The organism is Blastopirellula sp. SH421, from assembly GCF_057808535.1.
In genome coordinates, this window is sequence record NZ_CM173712.1 from 5,471,774 (window position 1) to 5,491,763 (window position 19,990).

Annotated in this window: 14 protein-coding genes and 1 tRNA gene; 6 read left to right on the forward strand and 9 right to left on the reverse strand. The window is 55.4% G+C overall.

What is annotated here, in order from left to right:
* Positions 1–142: 142 nt before the first annotated feature.
* Positions 143–1,432, forward strand: coding sequence for a citrate synthase (locus SH421x_RS22100; protein WP_488852188.1), 1,290 nt, complete (start codon positions 143–145; stop codon positions 1,430–1,432).
* A gap of 300 nt (positions 1,433–1,732) precedes the next feature.
* Here the strand turns inward: SH421x_RS22100 and SH421x_RS22105 are convergent, their stop codons facing one another.
* The 4 genes from SH421x_RS22105 to SH421x_RS22120 form a co-directional block, all read right to left on the reverse strand.
* Positions 1,733–3,040: a Gfo/Idh/MocA family protein gene (locus tag SH421x_RS22105; RefSeq protein WP_488852189.1), complete on the reverse strand. Its 1,308-nt coding sequence runs from the start codon at positions 3,038–3,040 to the stop codon at positions 1,733–1,735.
* 110 nt (positions 3,041–3,150) lie between these two features.
* Complete coding sequence (locus SH421x_RS22110; RefSeq protein ID WP_488852190.1) at positions 3,151–4,251, reverse strand: M14 family metallopeptidase; 1,101 nt, start codon at positions 4,249–4,251, stop codon at positions 3,151–3,153.
* A 5-nt stretch (positions 4,252–4,256) separates the two neighbouring features.
* Positions 4,257–4,778: a cation transporter gene (locus tag SH421x_RS22115; RefSeq protein WP_488852191.1), complete on the reverse strand. Its 522-nt coding sequence runs from the start codon at positions 4,776–4,778 to the stop codon at positions 4,257–4,259.
* A gap of 108 nt (positions 4,779–4,886) precedes the next feature.
* Entirely contained in the window at positions 4,887–5,585 is a 699-nt protein-coding gene (locus SH421x_RS22120) for a metallophosphoesterase (protein ID WP_488852192.1), read from the reverse strand.
* A gap of 268 nt (positions 5,586–5,853) precedes the next feature.
* On the opposite strand from SH421x_RS22120, the gene SH421x_RS22125 reads away from it, so the two are divergent.
* From SH421x_RS22125 to SH421x_RS22135, 3 genes are all read left to right on the forward strand, one after another.
* Positions 5,854–6,888, forward strand: a complete 1,035-nt coding sequence (locus SH421x_RS22125) for a WD40 repeat domain-containing protein (protein WP_488852193.1) — start codon at positions 5,854–5,856, stop codon at positions 6,886–6,888.
* A 54-nt stretch (positions 6,889–6,942) separates the two neighbouring features.
* The gene (locus SH421x_RS22130) at positions 6,943–12,150 is read left to right on the forward strand and encodes an MSCRAMM family protein (protein WP_488852194.1); all 5,208 of its coding nucleotides are present in this window, start codon (positions 6,943–6,945) and stop codon (positions 12,148–12,150) included.
* 140 nt (positions 12,151–12,290) lie between these two features.
* Positions 12,291–12,755 carry an REP-associated tyrosine transposase gene (locus tag SH421x_RS22135; RefSeq protein WP_488852195.1) on the forward strand — a complete coding sequence of 155 codons (465 nt, stop codon included), beginning with the start codon at positions 12,291–12,293 and terminating at the stop codon, positions 12,753–12,755.
* A 163-nt stretch (positions 12,756–12,918) separates the two neighbouring features.
* On the opposite strand, the gene SH421x_RS22140 is transcribed toward SH421x_RS22135, so the two are convergent.
* The 4 genes from SH421x_RS22140 to SH421x_RS22155 form a co-directional block, all read right to left on the reverse strand.
* On the reverse strand, positions 12,919–13,089 hold the full coding sequence (locus tag SH421x_RS22140) for a hypothetical protein (protein WP_488852196.1): 171 nt from the start codon (positions 13,087–13,089) through the stop codon (positions 12,919–12,921).
* A 101-nt stretch (positions 13,090–13,190) separates the two neighbouring features.
* A complete protein-coding gene (locus tag SH421x_RS22145; protein WP_488852197.1) occupies positions 13,191–13,844 on the reverse strand; it encodes a hypothetical protein in 654 nt (217 codons plus the stop codon).
* A gap of 97 nt (positions 13,845–13,941) precedes the next feature.
* A complete protein-coding gene (locus SH421x_RS22150) occupies positions 13,942–14,466 on the reverse strand; it encodes a hypothetical protein (protein WP_488852198.1) in 525 nt (174 codons plus the stop codon).
* Between the two features lie 80 nt (positions 14,467–14,546).
* Positions 14,547–15,815, reverse strand: a complete 1,269-nt coding sequence (locus tag SH421x_RS22155; protein ID WP_488852199.1) for a CCA tRNA nucleotidyltransferase — start codon at positions 15,813–15,815, stop codon at positions 14,547–14,549.
* Positions 15,816–15,935: 120 nt separating this feature from the next.
* Here SH421x_RS22155 and SH421x_RS22160 point away from each other — a divergent pair, with 120 nt between their 5' ends.
* Together SH421x_RS22160 and SH421x_RS22165 are read left to right on the forward strand one after the other, a co-directional pair.
* A complete protein-coding gene (locus tag SH421x_RS22160) occupies positions 15,936–16,271 on the forward strand; it encodes a rhodanese-like domain-containing protein (RefSeq protein ID WP_488852200.1) in 336 nt (111 codons plus the stop codon).
* Between the two features lie 215 nt (positions 16,272–16,486).
* Positions 16,487–16,571 (forward strand) — tRNA-Leu (locus SH421x_RS22165).
* 159 nt (positions 16,572–16,730) lie between these two features.
* Here the strand turns inward: SH421x_RS22165 and SH421x_RS22170 are convergent.
* Positions 16,731–19,988 (reverse strand): efflux RND transporter permease subunit, encoded by a 3,258-nt coding sequence (locus tag SH421x_RS22170; RefSeq protein ID WP_488852201.1) that lies wholly within the window; start codon positions 19,986–19,988, stop codon positions 16,731–16,733.
* Positions 19,989–19,990: the final 2 nt, after the last annotated feature.

The following is a 19,990-nucleotide window of genomic DNA, read 5'->3' on the forward strand; positions in this document are numbered from 1 at the left end:
CTGGCTGCGGCGGTGAATTCCGCCTTCGGCTATTTTGCCGACCGCATTCATCGGGTAGAGTATCTCTCACCCATGCTTTCACATCCGTGCGACGCTATTTTACGCTTCGTACGTCGTACTTGAGGACGAGGAGGAGCCGTCGATGCCAGAGGTCGCCCATCTACGTGTCCGCGATACCGAGATCGAATTACCGATCGTCGAAGGGACAGAGCAAGAGACTGCCGTCGACATCAGCAAATTGCGCGCTGAAACCGGCTTCATCACGCTGGACGACGGTTACGTCAACACAGGATCGACCACTAGCAAGATTACGTATCTCGACGGCGAGGCGGGCATCTTGCGGTACCGCGGCTATCCGATTGAACAACTGGCCGGCAATTGCGATTTTGTCGAAGTCATGTATCTGCTGATCTACGGCGAATTGCCGAGTGAAGAGCAGATTATGGACTTCCGCAAGTCGATTCGCCGACACACGATGCTGCACGAGGACATGCGTTCGTTTTACGATGGCTTTCCGCGTGACGCGCATCCGATGGCGATTCTCAGCTCAGTGGTCAGCGGGCTATCGACGTTTTATCAAGATTCGCTTGATCCGCACGACCCGCGGCAAGTCGAAGTATCGATCCACCGCTTGTTAGCCAAACTGCCGACGATCGCCGCCTATAGCTTCAAAAAGTCGGTCGGTCAGCCGTTCATTTATCCGCAAAATGATCTGTCGTACTGCGAAAACTTTCTACAGATGATGTTTGCGGTTCCGAGCGAGCCGTTCCACGTGGATCCGGACTTTGTCAGCGCGCTGAATCTGCTGCTGATTGTGCACGCCGATCATGAGCAAAACTGCAGCACGTCGACGGTTCGGATGGTGGGATCGGCTGACGCCAACTTGTTTGCGTCGATTTCGGCCGGGATTAGCGCTTTGTGGGGTCCGCTACACGGCGGCGCCAACGAAGCGGTCGTGTCGATGCTCGAAAAGATCATCGCCGACGACATGAACGTCGAAAAATACGTCAAGCTGGCCAAGGACAAAACCAGCAAGTTCCGCCTGATGGGATTTGGTCACCGCGTCTATAAGAACTTTGACCCGCGGGCCACGATCATCAAAAAAGCGTGCGATACGCTGCTGGCGAAGTTGGAGATCAAAGACCCAATCTTTGAAGTCGCCCAACGGCTAGAGACTGCAGCTCTGAACGATGAATACTTCATCGAACGGAAGCTGTACCCCAACGTCGACTTCTACTCAGGCGTCATCTATCGCGCGATCGGCATTCCGGTGCAGATGTTTACCGTACTATTTGCGATTGGACGTCTTCCCGGCTGGATCGCCCACTGGAAAGAAATGCAAGGCTCGCCGACCAAACGCATCTGCCGGCCACGTCAGATCTATACCGGCGCCACCGAGCGAGAGTTTGTTCCGCTCGAAAAACGAGGCTAAGTTTTAGCGCTCAATCACCTTGCAAGTTATCACGCCAAGCTTTAACGCTTGGCGTTTTTTTGTGCGTGTGCCTAAATTTGGATTGGCTCTCTACTGTTCGCCGCTGGCGCTTGCGCCTGCGCCGACAATCATGATGAGGACGCCCAGCGCGATGCTGACGAGCAGCAGCTTGCCTAAACTCCCCCAGTGGGGGTTTGGAAGTGTCAGATTACCCTTTCTATGCCTGGGCGGCAAACAAAAAAACGGCGGCTTCCGATTGCTCCGAAACCGCCGTGTTCACGATGGGTAGATTGTGCTGGATTACAGCGTCCAGCCTTTGCGATATTCTTTGTGGATCAGATCCTGGGCCTGCGGGTTGTTGTTGGTGACCTTTAGATTTTCGGCGTCCCACTGAATCGCTTCGCCGCTGCGATAGGCGACGGTGCCTAGCAACACTGCTTCGCTCAATGCACCTGAATAATCAAAGTTGCAGGTCGTTGGGCCGCCGGTGCGGATCGCTTGGAGCCATTCCTGGTGATGCCCGATCGAGGCCGGGATCGACTGCTCTGGCGGCGTAAAGTCGACCATCTTGCCCTCTTGGAACACGTAATGCCGGCCGTAATCAGACAAAACCATTCCTTTGTCGCCGATAAACAACTGGCCACTTCCCCAGTTCAGCGGTTTGCCCTCTTTGTCGGCAAGCTGAGCTAGTTCTGCTGGTCGCTTGCCACCGTCGTACCAAGTGAGATCGAGCGCCGGCTTTTGGCCACGAGCCGGAAAGTGATACTCGGCGACGCACCAGCTAGGACAGCCGACCGGGTCAACCTCAGGCCCCGTGGCGGAGACGCTTGCGGGATGCTTCAGGTCGAGCGCCCAGTATGCCAGATCGACATAATGGCAAGCCATATCGCCAAACGTGCCGGTTCCATAGTCCCAGAAACGGCGCCAATTGGCCGGATGAACATTTTCGCTGTAGGGACGCTGTGGGGCAGACCCGAGAAACAGATCCCAGTTCAAATTTTTGGGGGCGGGCTTGCCAAACGAGAATTTGCCGTCGCCCCAGCCTTTGCCGACCCAGACATGAGCCTTGGTGACGTCACCGATGATGCCGGAGTTCAGCAATTCGACGACGCGACGATAGTTGTCGGTTGCGTGAATCTGCGTCCCCATCTGGGTGACCAGCTTGTTTTCTTTCGCCAGATTCGAGAGGGTGCGGGCTTCAAACACGGTGTGCGCGAGCGGCTTTTCGCAGTAGGCATGTTTTTTCAACCGCATCGCCATCGCGGTGGCCGGTGCGTGACTATGATCGGCGGTGCTAACGACAACGGCGTCAATGTTGTCCGCTTCTTTCTCCAGCATGATGCGATAGTCGGCATATCCCTTGGCGCCAAACTGCTTGGTCGCTTGCTCTAAATAGCCTGAATCGATGTCGGCCAAGGCGACAAAGTTTTCGCTGGAGCAACCAGACAGGTTCGCACTGGCGCGATTTGCCACGCCGATGCCGGCCAGGTTTAGTTTTTCGTTAGGGGACTTTGATTCGGCGGCGGGAAGTTGCGAATAGAAACCGATGCCTGAAAGTGCGGCCGAAGTAGCGACTAAGAACCGACGACGAGAAGTTCGCAGCGACATGACGTGGATCTCCGAGGTGGGAAAATAAGCGGGAACTATCCAATTGAATCAGACTTCCCGCAGCGATGCAAAACTGCGCACAAACTTCCGGCAATTTCGCAACGACGGTATCACAAAACCTCCATTTCTTGAAGTTTTGCGACCGCGGTCAGACAAATCGCTTCGCCTCGTAGGACGGTCCGTTCTCGCCAGGCCGAGTTTTGCGGGCAAAACGCTTCGGCCGCCGCATGCTTTGCGGTTGCATAGGCTCGACTATTTTGGTCACCCCAGAAATGAGCCTGATTTTCGCTCCGCAGCTTTTGCAGGACATGAACGGCGGAATAGGTTCCAAACTCGGCGCAGTAATAGGCGTAGTCGATTTCGCCGGCTTGATCTGCGCACCAGAGACCAAGATCACCCCGAGCCTCATAGGCGACCTCGTTCTCGCTGTGCCGATCAAAATTGGATCCACCTAGTGCCTGACCGACTTGAAGCTGCCAGGCAGAATCAAGTCTGGGAACGGATAGCAGCGTCAATTCGGCCCAGCGTCCGAGTCCGGTATGAATATCCAGGTGAATCACGCGGCGACTTGTTCCTAACCAGGCCTTCCAGTGCGGCGTTAGTAGGCGCTCGGTTTCGCTCGGTCCCTTGCCCCCGTAAAACATGCCGCGAGGAAATTCATATTGCCCGCCAGCGATCGCCTGCTTGACGCCGTTCATTCCATAGCGGGCTAAAGTCGCCGCCGCTCGGAGACGAAAGCAATCCCAGCCGCCTGGCGGCGATTCGGGATTCAAAAAAGAGTCGAGAGTCGCATACAGCCGCGGCGCTCCGCGATGCTCTTCGCCGCGCCGCAAGAAGGAGCGATTCAGGTCACAGTTCTCGGCGTCATTACGGCGTTGATACGTAAATCCATAAGGATTCATCGCATGCAGTAGCACAATGCGCACGCGAGCAGGTATTCCCTCACGCAGCAAACGCTGCATCCAATGGAGTTGAATCGCCGCCCCCAAGGGGGCTTCTAACCCATGCAGGCCACTTGAGAGGACAAGACAGCCAGTCGCATTTGGCTCACCCAGCGTCAGTAGATCGATCGTGAGAGATTCTCCCTGCGGACCAACCGAGGTAATCGCGTGCGATTCCAACGCGCCGCCGAGCTGATCGCCGACGGCTCGAAATTTGTCGCGTGAATCGAAGTAATCACGCGGAAACCAAATGCCTGGCTGAATGGTCACGCGGCTTAAGGCTTCACTTTGACATGAAATCCGGCGTCCAACAACGCAGCGACTAGGTCGGCGGCGTCGAAATTTCCTTCGACAACCATCGTCTCTTGATTGGGCTTGGCGGTATTTGCTTTCACGCCGTCAACGGTGGCGACCGCTGTTTTGATTGACTTGGTACAGGCCCCGCAGCAGTTATGCAGACCGGTTAACTCTAGACGTTTGACGACTCCTTCTTTGACTCCGGAATCATCTTTCATCTTCAGTTCTTTACTGTCGGTAGCGGCGTGGAAGCCGGCTGCCGAGATCGCGTCGAGCGCGGCTTGGGCCGATTTGTCATCGGCGGCGGTCACCACCGTCTTCCCCTCTTTCGCAGTCACATCCACTTTTACGCCGGGCAGATCTTTGACAGCGGCCGTTACGGCTTTGACGCACATTCCGCAACAGAGGTGCATCTTGGTGAGCGTGACTTTCGTTTCCGCTTGAGCTGCTGAGCAAAAGAGGGCGACAGAAAAAAACAACGTGAGGGCAAGTCGCAACATGAAATCTCTCCGAGCGAAGGGGGCAAGTCAGCACCATTTGTGTAAGCCCCCAATTCTAACACTCGTTCAATGTCGCCCGCAAAGCGAAAACCGACTGCTTTATTCCGTTTACTTGGCAGACATTGGGGGGGAGGGGGGCAGCTCTTTCCCTTCTCTTAGCTGGCCAAAGCGACTTGCTTGCCAGAGTTGATGCGAGTCAACGTCAATCGCGGTCAGCCATCCGTTGCGCCAACAAGCAGTGTCGATAGCGTGAACGCACCCCAGATTGAGCACTTCACCGCTACTTTGTTCGGTATGACCAACAAACAACGTCTTGCCAGAGTGATGGCACTCGTAGGCGTCTACCTCCAGTACTTTCCAGCGCAACGAATACTCGGGCTGTTGGTCCAGCGGTAGTTCAGGCTCTACCCCGGCATGGGCGAACAGGCAGCTGTCTGTCTCATAATAGGGACGAGAGCGGCGGATGAACTCTAGATGGGCAGCGGGAATATCATCGATCGAACCGCCGAAACGGTACGAGTTGATCGTGCGGGTACCGCCGCTGTTCTCCCAATACGTGCGAGTCTTTTTGCAAGTTAACCCAGCGAGCAACAATTCCTCGTGATTCCCAAGCAGGTGAATCAGATTGGTTTCGTTCTCTAGAAGCAGCAAACGCTCGATGGTCTGCTTTACTTCCCACCCCTGATCGATGTAATCCCCCAAAACGACAATTGTGTCTTGCTGGTTCGGCACAATCCTTTCCAGCACTGCATCGAGTGCGTGCACGCATCCATGAATGTCGGCGATGGCGATGGTTCGTGACTGCATGAGGATTTCCTGTTGGTCGAATGAGTCACAAGAACGCTGCATCAAGATTATCGGTTGACCGCTTCCAGCAGTTTGATTTCCCAGCTAGCAGCATCGCAAAGTAGGTAAAACCGATGATCCGAATGACTGGATAAATGATCGCGGCTTACTTGTTCGAAATAATTTCACGCATTCCCCTGCGGTCAGACGCTGAATAGTGCCGATACATGATAACGGATCGCGCTGTCATCTGCGCGCAGAGCAACTGGACTTCAGAGGGATGGTAAAGATGAGCATGGATCGTGTTCCGTCTATCCGAATCTTCGCCGCAATCTTGCTAGCGGCCTTGATCGTAGGCGTCGCTTCGGCGCAAGAACCGACCGTCAAGCTCGACCGCACGATTCAGTTGCGACCTGAACCTGGCCGACTTCATCCGCCGGTGATTTCCGATATTTCGATTCACCCGACTGGTGGGATCTTCGCCGCCGCCGGCGATGACCATATCGTCCGCGTGTTCGAGATGAACTCTGGCAACGAAATTTATCGTCTGGAAGAGCACACGGACTGGGTACGAGCCGTCAAGTTCTCTCCCGATGGCGCTACGCTCGCAACTGCCGGCAATGACCGCCGCATCATTCTCTGGGACGTCGAACGACGAGCCCAACTACGATCGATGGGCGAGTTTCCGCATGCTGTCGCCGACTTAGCGTTTAACAAAGCCGGTACGATGCTCGCGATTGTCGGGTTTGGACCGACCATTGCGATCCACGATCCGATTACGGGACAAAAGCTGCACGAATTGGAAGCGCCGATTAACGATATGCGTTGCGTTAGTTTTTCGCCGGATGGCGCAATCGTTGCGGCCGCTGGGCGTAACGGCGTGATTCGGACTTGGGACACGCAAACGGGGCGCCTGCTGGGTGATTTCAAATCGCATCGACAACGGATTCACTCGCTGGTCTTCTCCGGCGATTCATCCCAACTGATCTCTTGCAGTGAAGACCGGTTGATCAAAGTTACCGAGTTGGGACCCAATAAAGAAATCGCCGCGATGACCAGCGCACCGGCGAAAGTGATGGCATTGACGTTGATCAATGACACGACGTTGATATCGGCCGGTAGCGACAATCGCTTGCGATTGTGGGACCTGGCTACACATCAAGAAATCGCCAAGCTCGAAGGGCATTCGGGCAGCGTAACGGCGATCGACGTCTATAACGACGTGATCGTCTCTGGCGGCTTCGACACCACGGTTCGGATCTGGAAGATCGAATCGGGGGAACGAACCGCACAATCCCCCCAGGGCAGCTTGTTTACGAAATAAGTTCGACGATTGTGGCCAGGATGGCCGCTTATGACGCACGCATGGAGGCGCTAAATGCTTCGCCGAATGTTTAATTCGCTTCTGAAGGGCCGCAACCGTAAGGGCCCTGCTCGACCTACGCTCCGTAGCAGTAGCGTCGAGACGCTAGAAGATCGACGCGTCTTTGACGCCGATCCGATTCAATTGGGCGGCACCTATGTGGAAGAAGACGCCTCGGGCGGCGACGACCATGGTGATACCTTCCGGATCAAATTTACTGGCGGCGCCGCGGGAACCGAGCTCACCCAGATCATCATTGATGGGGATCAAATCGGCAACTTCGGCAATCTGCCGGGATTGAGCAACGGGGACGTTATTTTTGATACGGCGCTCGGCGGACTTGGCGCGGATGGTGCGTTTCCGTTCAAACTGATCTCGGCCAACGGGATCGACAGCTTCAAAGTAACGGTGGCCGATGGTGGCACCAAACTGGTTATCGACTTCGATGGTTTCAATGCGGGAGAAGAGTTCGTCTTCACGATCGATGTGGACGAAATCATCATTCATGACCCCAATAATCCCGATGTCGAGCTAATCGATCCGGTTACTTCAGGCGCTGAGTTTCAAGGAACTCAGTTCATCGGTACGTTCAAAGCCGATCACTATCACAACGCGACAATTAGCACGATTTACTATGACAACTACGATGCGAAGCTCAACGCGTCAGGCTTAGATCTGCCGTCCGATAACGCCACCGGTCACAGGGATCGTACCGACGGCGCCTTTGGCAGCGTGATCCAACAACCATTGCCGGTCACCATCTCAGGTCGCGTCTATCATGACGTCAACCTTAGCCTGACTCAGGAAGCCGGCGAAGTTGGCCTGTCAGGCGTATCGCTCTCGCTGTGGCAAAAGGTCAACGGAGTGTATGTGAATACCGGATTCACAACCACTACCAACGCCCAAGGCGACTATGAGTTTGGCGCGAGTCTCAACCTGCAGCCAGGCACCTATCAGATTCGCGAAACGCAGCCTTCAGGCTATTTTAGCGTCGGCGCGATTCCTGGTACCGTCGAAGGAGCTGGAATCGGCGAAATCGTCTCCGGCAACAAAGACATGCTGACGGAGATTACGATCACCAACGGCGGGACTTCGGCGATTCACTACGATTTCGCCGAAGCGTTGCCTGCGGCGATCAGCGGTTATGTTTATCACGACCGCGATAACGACGGCGTCAAAGAAGCAGGCGAAGAAGGAATTGCCAACGTCGCGATTACCATCACCGGCATCGACGTCGACGGCGTAACGCACACCTTCAATGTCACGACAAACGCGGTCGGTTATTACGAAGCGACCATGTTGCCGCCGGGCATGTACACCGTGACCGAAACGGTTCAGCCTGCGACCTATATCGACGGCATCGACGCCGCCGGCACCGTCAACGGGTCGACAATGGGATCGGCCAATAACCCTGGCGACAAGCTGGTCAGCATCTTGCTGCTGGGCGGCGAGGCAGGCATCAACTACAACTTTGGCGAAATCAAACCGGCGTCGATCAGCGGTTCGGTCCACTTGACCGATCGCGACGGCAATTGTTACGACGGCGTGACGATTATTACTCCGCCGTTGGCCGGAGTTAAAATCGAACTCCTGGACGCTGCCGGCAACGTCATCGAAACGACGACCACCGACGCCGACGGCAAATACTCCTTTGACAACTTGCTGCCGGGCACCTATTCGGTCCGTGAATATACGCCGACAGGGCTGATTGACGGCGGCGATCACGTCGGCAAGATCGATGGGATCAAAGTAGGAACTAACCCCGTTAACGACTTGTTGTCTAACATCGTTTTGATGTCAGGCGACGACGGGGTTAACTATAACTTCTGCGAGCACGAAGCGGCGACCATCGCGGGCTACGTCTATCACGACCGTGACAACGACGGCATCAAAGATGCAGGCGAAGAAGGTATCGGCGGCGTGACCGTGGTGCTGCTGGACGTCAACGGCGTTCAAGTCGGGACCGCCACTACCAATGCGGACGGCTCGTACAGCTTTACCGGACTTCGCGCTGGCAATTATCAAATTGTCGAGACGCAGCCAACCAACTATCTAGACGGGCTGGACGCTGCCGGCACCATCGGCGGAATCACCATCGGCAGCGCGACCAATCCCGGCGACAAGATCAATTCGATTGAGCTGAAGTGGGGCGATGACGGCATCAACTATAACTTTGGCGAAATCAAACCGGTCAGCATCAGCGGTTATGTTTACCATGACCTCGACAACGACGGCTTGAAGGAAGCAGGCGAAGAGGGGATTGGCGGAGTTTCGGTTCAAGTGATCAACTCGATCACCAACCAAGTCTTCTCTGTAACGACCGACAACAATGGCTACTACGAAGTTGTCGGTTTGCCCCCAGGCACCTATCGCATCGTCGAAACGCAACCGGTTCCGTATACCGACGGCAAAGACGCCGCCGGTACGGTTGGTGGATCAACACGCGGCGCCGCCGACAATCCCGGCGATGAAATCGACGGCATCACGTTGGTGAGCGGTGATACCGGCATCAATTACAACTTTGGCGAGATCTTGCCGGGATCGATCTCCGGTAAGGTTCATCTGACGGATCGCGACGGGAATTGTTTTAGCGAAGAAGCGTACAACTCGCCGATCGAAGGCGCTGTTGTGAAGCTCTATGATTCGCAAGGAAACCTAGTCGCCGAAACGACGACCGACGCCAACGGCGACTATTTCTTCAATGGATTATTGCCTGGCACTTACACTGTGGTCGAAGTCACTCCGCCCGGCTTGATTGACGGCGGCGACCATGTCGGCACGATCAACGGCGTCGCGGTTGGCCAAAAAACGGTCAACGATACGCTGGCCTCGATCATCATCCGCTCGGGCGATCACGGCATCAACTACGACTTCTGCGAACACTTACCGGCCCAGATCGGCGGTTTCGTCTATCACGACCGGAACAATGATGGCGCTATGGATCCGGGTGAAGAGGGAATCGGCGGAGCAATCGTTTACCTGTACGACAGCTCCGGCGCGCTGGTCGGTACGCAGACAACAGCGGCGGATGGTACTTATCTGTTCACCAATTTGCGGGCTGATACGTACCGCATCGTCGAGCAACAGCCCAACGGCTACCTCGACGGTAAAGATGCCGCAGGTACGATCCTTGGCTCTGTGGTGGGCGCCGCAACCAACCCCGGCGACGAGATCAAATCGATCGAATTGAAGTGGGGCGATTCGGGCATCAACTATAAGTTTGGTGAAATTAAGCCCGGCAGCATCGGCGGCTATGTCTGGTCTGACACGGACGACGACTGCTTGTTTGACGCGAACGAAACGCCGATCTCCAACGTGTTGATCAAACTGATCGACGCTGGCGGAAACGTCATCGCGACGACCGTGACGGACTCCAACGGTCATTATCAGTTCAACAACTTGCTGCCTGGTTTGTATACGGTGGTTGAAACGCAACCTGCCGGCTACTTCCAAGGACATCAAATGGATCTGAACGGCCTGGCCGATGACTCGGTGCAGGACACGATCTCGCGAATTAACATCACCTCAGGTCTCGATCTCGACAATCATAACTTCTGCGAACTGCCGCCGTCGACGATCTCTGGTTACGTTTATCAGGACGGAGCGACCTTTACGACCAGTGATGGCAATTTGCCCGCGGACGCATTGTCGCAACGAGATGGCACGCGGACATCAGATGACACGCCGATTGCCGGCGTTACGCTGGAACTGCGAGACGGCGTCACCGGTTTGCCGATCATGGGGAACGATCCGCGGATCTTAGGCGGAACCTATGGCAATGGACCAATCCGCGTGGTGACCGACGCCAACGGCTACTACCACTTTGCTGGTCTGAAATCTGGCTTTTACGGCGTGTTTCAAATCCATCCCGAAGGGTACGCGGACGGTAACGACAACGCCGGCACCACCGCAGGCGTCTCGTTCAATCAAGGGAATGGAGTCAGCGTCGGTACGTTGTTGATCGATCCGCTGAACGACATGATCGCGTTAATCGATCTGCCGATTGGCGCCAACTCACAAGAAAATAACTTCAGCGAGTTGAAGGCGCAACCCAATCCCCCGTTTTTACCTCCGGTTCCAGCCCCACCGGCTGGTACGCTTGCTCCGCTGGTCACACCGGTCGCGCCGGCGCCTGCCGATTTGATTCCGCCAGCGGCGTTGTTTATTGTTCAACCTCTGCTGCAAAGCTCTAGCGGCGGGGCTACCGGCGTCACTTGGCACTTGAGCGTAGTAAACGCCGGCTTGCCGCGCAGCAAAGATCAAATCGCCTTCGTTGAGCCGGGAGTTTGGTTCACGGCGGCTAGCGACTCGATCCTCCCTTGGGAAGGGAACGATCTGCAACAGGCCGAGTGGAAGCTGCAACTGCAATCGGCCGGAGACAACGATCCAGAGCAAATCCTCACCAAGTTGTTTGGCATGCCGGGCGCACGTCCGGTATCGGGCGACTTCAACGGCGACGGGGTCACTGACTTTGGCATCTACTACAAAGGTCACTGGTACGTCGACGTCAACGGCAACGGCGTCTGGGACGAAGGTGACTTGTGGGCCAAGCTTGGCTATGACGGCGACTTGCCGGTGGTTGGTGACTGGGATGGCGACGGCAAAGACGACATCGGAATTTTTGGCAAGGCCTGGTCAGGAGATCCTCGAGCGATCGCCAGCGACCCAGGTTTGCCGGTTCCGAACAACGTCACCACAGGCGTCTCGAAGAACTTGCCGCCGAAACCCGATGAAGCGACCCTGGGAAGCCGCGTCATGAAGCTAACGTCGACCGGCAAGGTCCGCTCGGACTTGATTGACCACGTCTTCCACTTCGGCACCGCTGGTAATTATCCGGTGGTTGGCGACTGGGACGGTGACGGCATCCAGACGATCGGCGTCTTCCAAGATGGTGAATGGCGCCTGGATGAAGATGGCAACGGTCGCTGGAATGACGAAGTCGACTCACGCATTCGTTACGGCCAAGCAGGCGACGTGCCGGTTGTCGGCGACTGGAACGGCGACGGGATCGATGAAATCGGCGTCTATCGCGGCGGCGAGTGGATCCTAGATAACGATAACAACCATCACCAGGATGACACCGACAAGGTCTTCATGCTGGGCGACGCTGACGACCTGCCAACGGTTGGCGACTGGGACGGCGACGGCTACGACGAAGTCGGCGTCTACCACGGCATCACCGAAGCCCGCGTTAGCGAAGCACCGGGTTCAGCAAGACGCTAGAGCAACGAAACGTGGATAACTGAGATTTGGGTGGCCCGGCCAGTCTGTTCAAGACTGGCCGGGTTGCTTTAGCAACAAGATGCTTTATCATCCGGTTGCAAAACGAGTCAAATTACCCATTCGTAAACAGGCTCTCCCCTGTGGTCAATCGAAAGGTTTACGACAGCCAAAAGCATCTCCACTTCGTAACTTATTCCTGCTACAAGCGTCGAGCATTTCTCCAGCAGGATCAGGCCAAACGAATCGTGATCGGTCAACTCGGAAGTTGGTTGGCGCGACACGATGGTCTTTGCACAGGGTTTGTGGTCATGCCGGATCATGTGCATGTGCTCATCTGGTTTCCCGAGAATGGCCGACTCAGCTTGTTTATGGACAAGTGGAAAGATCAGTCCTCGCATCAGATAAAGCAACTCTACCGTACTCAGTATCCGAAGTACTGGGAACAGATTGACGAATCGGATCCGATTTGGCAGCCCCGCTACTACGACTTTAATATCTGGTCGCGACAGAAGGCCGAAGAGAAACTTGTCTACATGCACCGGAATCCCGAACGCGCCGGACTTGTCGAGCAGGCCGAACGCTGGAAGTGGAGTTCCGCAGGTTAGTATTTCTCGGGGAAATCGGTTGGCTTGCCGATTCGCTGGCCGCCGGATTTGGAGACGGATGATGAGTTTGTCGTTGGAACGTGAGATCGACGCGAATGGCGCGACATCTTGTTGCTGAAGCAACCCGGCCAGTCTTGGACAGACTGCCCGGGCCACCCTTTGATTAACTAGCTTTTAGCTTTTCAATTTCTGCTTTGGCGGCGGCCATTTCTTGCTCGAAGTTTTCGGTTTCTCTGGCGTCGTCTGATTGTTCTTTGGAGCCTGCTAACTGCTGTGTCAGTTTTTGGATCTTCTTATTCAGCACTTCGATCCGTTTTTTCGCCTTTTTGTCCATCGTTGCTACCCGTGCCTGCGAGATAAAATCTTTTCGCTTCAGTTCTTTTCGCTTCAGTGTAGTGGTTTGCGTCTTCTAACGGGAGTATCCGCTTCGCAGCCTCAGAGTATCGACCGCAGCGCTTGCATTGCGGCGATCGACTCCATCCCTTGCAGCCCAAAGCACTCGTAAAGCAGCATGATGGCGTTGTTGAAATTGTTTGCCATCAGCTCTTTGCGCAGTTGCATCGCTTTCGAGAGGATCGCTGGGTCCTGTAGATAGCCCTGCCGAAAAACCCGCGAGCATTGCTCGCCGCGCTCTGGTTCGACTTGCAACAACTCGGACAAGAATCGTCCGGCAGCTGAGACGTCTCCCGACTCGATCGCCTGGACAAACAGTTGAAAGTTTGCTGGCGAAGCAGGCGCCGGCGCACTAAGGACGCTGGGACTGTACTCCGCTTGCTGCTGTGGAAGGTGCGGGCCTGGCTCTGACAGAAACGAACTTTCGTTTAGCGCGATTGTCGCATCATCCAGCGAATAGGTTTCTTCGGTCTCGAAGCCGGCGATTTCCGGCGGTAGGCTGGATATCATCTGATTGACGTGCATTAAGCGTGTCGCGATCTGGTCGTAGATCGTCTCGATATCGCTTAGGAACGATTCACCGCGGGCATCAGACAAGATATCTTCGGCGTCCTCGATCACACGCTGCCGCAGACGCGCGATCAACGCTTCGCGAGCCTGCTTCAAAATCGAGAGAGCGTCAGCCGGTCGGTTCATGGCGCGTCATCAGGTAAGTTTCAAGAGAAATTGACCAGTACGATCCGCCAGCCTCCCTGCGTTGGCACATTCTCTACCTTACTCAAACCATCCGCTGCTACGAACCATTTTCTACCGCAGAGGGGGAAGCGACTTCCGGTTCTTCTGTTCGAACCGATTCTGCGGCTGCTTTGGGGATTCGGTCGGCCACTTTCAATGCCCCACCCATCAGCACAATCGAGATCGCCAGGCCGGCGTTCATCGACAGCCAAAAGCGTTCATTCTGCCGAAAACGAGCCGCATTTTCGCTGCGCCCAGTCAGCATGCTGGCGATGTAAAAGACAACCATCGCCACCAACATTTTGACGCCGACGACCGGATGATAGTACTTTTGCGGAAAACTGAACTCGGTCGCGATCAGCACCACGTTGATGATCCCGCTGACTAGCAGCAGAAAAGCGCAGATCATCACCCACTTCATCCAGCGAGCGCGAACGCCGGCTTTCAGCAATTCTTTTTGCTCATTCGCCAACGGATCGACGGACGGCGCCAGCGCAAATCGGGCATAGACCGCTCCACCCACCAAAATGGTCGCCGGAACGATATGGGCCCAACGCAGCAGCAATTCAATCGCAAAACTCATGGAGTCGCCTCTCGTGCGGGATAATACGGATACGTGCCTGCCGACGTCGCTATGATAGCCGCTCGGGCTCAATTGGCTACCTACGTAGGCTGGCGATTTCTGGCCAGATCAAGCGCTTCGTCCAGCGTGGTGATCTCTCCCTGGAGCTGTGCATCGCGAATCTCTTCGAGCAATCCCTGAAAATGCCGACCTGGTTTTAGTCCGGCCCGGATCAAATCATCTCCGGTCGCGACTGGCGCTGGATTCAGACGCTCTTGGGGCCAACGGAGTCGCTCACGAACAAAATCGAGGTGCTCCGATGATTCCAACCGCGCCTCCGTGATCGCCGCCGCTAGATCCAATAATTTTTCAATCCGGGGATCGACTAAGATACGTTGCAGCCTCGGCCAAGGCTGAGCTTTCGCCGTTTGCAGCACATCGACCTGACGCAACAGCCATTGCACGTCTTTCGTTTCGTCATTGGTCAGCTTCCACCGCTGACAAACTTCAAGAAGTAGCGGAATCGGCTTCCATGGATCGCCGTTTTGGAGCTGGCGTGCCGCCGAAAATCGCAACAAAGCCGCCAGCGCTGTCGCAAAATCATTGCCTGTTAAAAACTGTAGGGTCCGCAGCGTTTCGGTCCACCGCGGCGCGTGATCGATGACACTACGCAGCTCAGGCAAGACCTCGGGAAAGAGCCACGAATCGCGGAGCAACACGACCGCTGTCACACGTCGCAGCGAGCAGAGCATCTTGCGCATCTCCACCGCGATTCGCTCTGCACTAACGACGGCGATATTGCGGGCGTGACGCTGGATTGCCCGCATTGTGTTCATTTCGAGATCAAACTGAAAGGTCGATGAGAAGCGAATGGCCCGCAGCATCCGTAGCTTGTCTTCGTCAAATCGTTGATTGGGATCGCCGATTGCGCGGACTAGGCGATCGCGCAGATCGATCTGGCCGCCGACAAAGTCGTAGATCGCGGCGGCGTCAGGATCGTAAAAGATGCCGTTGATCGTAAAGTCGCGGCGTTGGGCGTCTTCAGCAGCGGAGGTGAACCGCACCTCATCAGGGCGACGACCATCGCTGTAGCCGACATCTTGCCGGAAAGTTGCGACTTCGATCTGTCCGCGCTGCTTGCCTCCTTGGACGGTGATCACGCCAAACGCGGCCCCGATCGCCAGCGTTCGCTTTTCGCCAAAGATGTCACGCACTCGCTGCGGCGGCGCATCGGTCGCGACATCAAAGTCTTGCGGCTCTCGGCCCAGCAGCATGTCGCGCACGCAACCGCCGGCCCACAATGCCTGATGACCATGCGATTTGAGAGTGCGGACTACTTCTAACGAAAATTCTCGCTCAGAGCCGTTCAAGGGGCGTTTTCCTCTTGTCACGTTGCATTGGAGGGCCGGCGGCAGGACTGGACGAACATTGGCCGGTCCGACTACCATCGGAGATCTGTTTTGATTCGATACTTTGGAGGCGATCGCCCGATGACCGACACCCCAATCGAAGTTTCTGTCAGCGAGGTCAAACAAAAGCTCGACTCCGGCGACAAGTTTCTGCTGCTCGACTGCCGCCAACCGGACGAGCACCAGTTTGCCCAGATCGCCGGAGCGGTGCTGATCCCGATGAACGAGTTACCGGAGCGAATCGCAGAAATTGAGCCTTTTCGTGAGCTGCCGATCATCGTCCATTGTCACCTGGGAGGACGAAGTCTGCGAGTCACCCACTGGCTGCGCCAAAACGGTTTCGCCCAAACCCAAAACATGACCGGCGGAATCACGCAGTGGAGTGCAGAAATCGACCCCACCGTGCCGACCTATTAGTAGGTGAGCGGCCCAGCGACGGGGGTTCACCGGCAAAAAAGCCAGCTAGCGGAGAACAGCCGCGGCGAACCTGAATCTCTCCCGAGGGGTCCTTTTCGCCATGGGCCCTTTCCCCTTGGGGATCGTTGATTATAATTCACACCTTGCCAACGGCTCCTCACGAGCCAAGTAGAGCGTATTGCGGTCTTTGGGAGATTATCCCAAGACCCAAAAACGCCGAAGTGGCGGAATTGGCAGACGCGCTAGGTTCAGGTCCTAGTGGGAGTAAATCCCGTGGAGGTTCAAGTCCTCTCTTCGGCACTTTTGAAAAGGCGACCATTTTGGTCGCCTTTTTTTATGCGCCACACCAATCAATACAGCTTGCTAACGGAGCCGGTTCAGGTTCAAAATCTTGCTATATAAGCTCCCATTTCGCAAGCGAAAGGAGAGCTTCTTACCTCAATTCCCCTCAGCCCGGGTTCAGCTGACATCGGCCGTAAGCAGTTTTTCTTTCTCAATCTCCCGGCGTTCCTCGGTCGATTCGATCTTGTCGTGCTTAGAGACTTGGCCTCCCAACAGGGCGTAGATCAAATAGAGGACCGGGACTAAGTACAACACCAGGAAAGTCGAAGCCATCAAGCCAAAGCAGAGACTGACCGCCATGGGGATCAAGACTTGCGCTTGCAGCGAAGTCTCAAACAGCAGCGGCGTCAGGCCGGCGATCGTGGTGATTGACGTCAGCAGCACCGGACGGAAGCGGCGGCGGCCGGTGTCTATCAGCGCCTCATAAATTGGGAGCCCGTCGTTCAGGCGATGGTTAATAAAGTCGACCAGCACAATCGAGTCGTTCACCACCACGCCGCATAATGCAACCAGGCCAAAAAAGCTGAAAAGAGTCAACTCTAGTCCCAGTAACAGATGGCCCACAATCGCGCCAATCAAACCAAACGGAATCGCGATCATCACGATCAACGGTTGAAAGTACGAGTTAAACTCGATCGTCAATAAAACAAACATCGCCGCCATGGCGACTCCAGTGCCGATAAATAAACTGCCGAGCGATTCGCTTTGCTGTTCTTTCTGACCTTCCCAGCGTATCGTCACGCCAGGAAATTTCTTCATCATCGCTGGCACGTATTCTTTTTTTAGATTTTCGATGATCGCATTGGAGTTTGCGACTCGCTGATTCACATTGGCTGAGACCGTGATCGAACGCTTTTGATCCAAGCGATTGATTTCGCTGAGCGGGCGAACGATTTCCACTTCCGCGAGTTCGGTAATCGGTCTCTCCGATCCATCGCCGGTCCGGACGCGGATCTGATCGAACTCGGCCAGTGAGCGGCGATCTTCTCGCGGGTAGCGGACCATCAGCTTCACCTCATGACGCCCACGCTGCAAACGCATCACCTCGTCACCGTAATAAGTGGCGCGAATGGTTTCGGCGAGATCGCGTTCGGTGACGTTCATCGCTTGGGCGTTTTCCTTCAGCCGCAAACGCAATTCCATCTTACCGGGGGACGAGTCGTCCTCGATATCGTAAACGCCTGCGGACTTGGCCAACTCGGCTTTAGCGTCTTCGACCGCTGCTTCCAAGCGAGGCATATTCGCCGGGCTGGTCAACAGTTTGAATTCGATCTGTTTACCGCCTGGCCCGATATCTTGCGAATCGAAAACCAGCACGTCAGAACCAACGATCGGCCCGGTCGCTTGGCGCCATTCTTCAATCAGCTGCGAACTGCTGATCGTGCGTAAGCCGGGCGAAGTGAGACGAACGACGACTGCTCCTAAATGACTACCAAATTGGTCCGATGTTTGTCCCGGACCTTGTCGCAATTGGGCAAAGCCGACATTGCGCCGGATCAGCTCGACGACGGTCTCCCCTTGCTCCTCGTGCTTGGCATTCACCGCACGAATCGCGGCCTCCATCTTTTTGGTCGCTTCGTCGGCCAAAACTGCCGGCGTTCCGTCTGGGAAGCCTACATTGGCGACAATCGTTTTGCTGTCCATCGAAGGAAACAAATTGAGCGGTACAAATCCTGCCCAAACTACCGCAATTGAAATCGCCATGATCGAGACCGCCAGCGCCACAATCGTGACAGGATTCGCCAGCGAGTACTTTAAGCCAGGCTGGTAAATATTCTCGATCACCCAATCGAGCCTCGCCGAAGTCCAGTCCCCCACGCGATTGAACGCGGCGCCGATTGGGCGGAAAGGGTAGGCGAAAAAGTCGATCAGGTTGTTGATCAAGTCTCCCGAATCATTATCGTGCGCCAAGTGACACGGCAAAATGAATGCCGCTTCCAGTAGTGAGATCACCAAAATTGCGATCATCGCCAGCGGCATGACCGCCATAAACTTGCCCATCACGCCGGCGACAAAAAACATCGGCACAAAAGCCAATATCGTCGTCGCAATCGACATCACGACCGAGGGCAACACTTCGGCGGTTCCATCCACCGCCGCGCGATGAAAGCTTTTCCCCATCTCACGATGCGCATAGATGTTTTCGCCGATCACAATCGCGTCATCGACCACAATCCCCAACGCCATGAGGAATGAAAACATCGTCAGCATATTGAGCGTCTGACCAAAATAGAGCAAGACCGCGCAAGCGCCGAGCATCGAGATCGGAATCCCCATCGCGACCCAAAACGCCAAGCGCGTATTCATGAAGAGCGCCAGAATAACCAGCACCAAGACCAGCCCTTGCCAACCATTGGTTGTAAGCGTGTTGAGACGATCGCGAACCTCTTCGGACTGATCGCCCCAGGTCACCATGCTGTAACCTTCAGGGATCGTATCAGCATGCTCTTTGACAAATTTTTTCACTTCGTCCGTGATGACGATCAGGTCTTCTTTAGAAGTTCGATTGACCGAAATCGCAATCGCCGGACGATCATTCACGCGCTGGAACGACGTGACGTCATCAAAGTCATCTCGGACAGTCGCCAAATCCCCGACAGTTAGCACGACTCCATCTGGCGTTTTGATCAGCGGTAACTTGGCGATTTCTCGGCCGATATCCCGTTTATTTTCTCCGCGGACCAACACTTCCTGCGATGCGGTGCGAATCAATCCACCAGGCATTTCCAGGTTTTCGTCCCGCACAATTTCCGAGACTTGTTTCAGCGTCAGCCCAAATCGGCGAAGGGTCTCTTCTTCGATCTCAATGTCGATCTGATAGTCTTTGGCGCCTGAGATCTCGGCTTGCGAGACGTTCGGCAACGCCAACAGTTCGACTCGGATTTCCTCGGCCAGTTCACGCAATCGCCATTCCATCTCGGCGCTGGGATTCTCAACATTAGGCGCTAGAACGCCGACCGTGATCGCCGATTCGCGGAGCGTAATCTGCTGCACCTCGGGGTCTTCGGCTAGTAGCGGGAAGCTGGGGATGCGTTCGACGTCGCCGCGGACTTCGTTCAAGACCCGCTGCGCGTCGACGTCGGCGTTCAATTCCAAAATGACCGCGCCATAGTCGTTGTTCGCGACCGAGGTCATCTTTTTGATGCCAACCGTATCTTTGACTGCTTCTTCGATCTTCTCGCAGATGCCGCTCTCGACCTCCTCCGGGCTCGCGCCGGGATAGGGAACGGTCACCAAGACGATTTCTAACTCAAACTCAGGGAAGGTCTCGCGGCGCAGCAGGAAAAAGCTGAGGACGCCAACCCCGATCACGCTGATCATGATCGTATTCATCGCAGGCGTATTGCGAATCGCCCAGCGAACTAAATCTCGCATAA